The organism is Pseudomonas sp. FSL R10-1339 (genome assembly GCF_009600545.1).
Taxonomy (GTDB): Bacteria; Pseudomonadota; Gammaproteobacteria; order Pseudomonadales; family Pseudomonadaceae; genus Aquipseudomonas; species Aquipseudomonas bubulae.
This window is the reverse complement of the sequence record NZ_WIVQ01000296.1, coordinates 1-324: the sequence shown is the minus strand read 5'-3', so window position 1 is coordinate 324 and position 324 is coordinate 1. Positions and strand designations below refer to the sequence as shown.

Annotated in this window: 1 pseudogene; it reads left to right on the top strand. The window is 63.3% G+C overall.

The annotated features are described in order from the left end of the window. Positions 1-33 precede the first annotated feature (33 nt). A pseudogene (locus GHO03_RS24855) lies at positions 34-324 on the top strand (replication initiation protein); the annotation flags it as partial.

The window sequence follows — 324 nt, the reverse complement described above, 5'->3', positions numbered from 1 at the left end:
GTAGAGTGCGGGTTATAGCGGTTACTTGGTGGTGATCTCGGCTATTCGGGTCTTATCTGCAAGAATCCTCTGCACCCGCATTGGCAGGTGACCACTTGGGAGCCGCGCCTGTACACCCTGGCCGACCTCGACAGTTGGCTAGACCTCGAGCCCGCCCAGGATCGCCGTAAGCGCCTCCCGGACTACGGGCTGGGCCGGAACTGCAATCTGTTCGAGCAACTGCGCCTCTGGGCCTACAGGGCGATACGCCAAGGGTGGCCGGACTTCGAGCAGTGGCAAGCCGCCTGCCTCGACCGGGCTCTGATGTACAACGCCGGGTTCGCG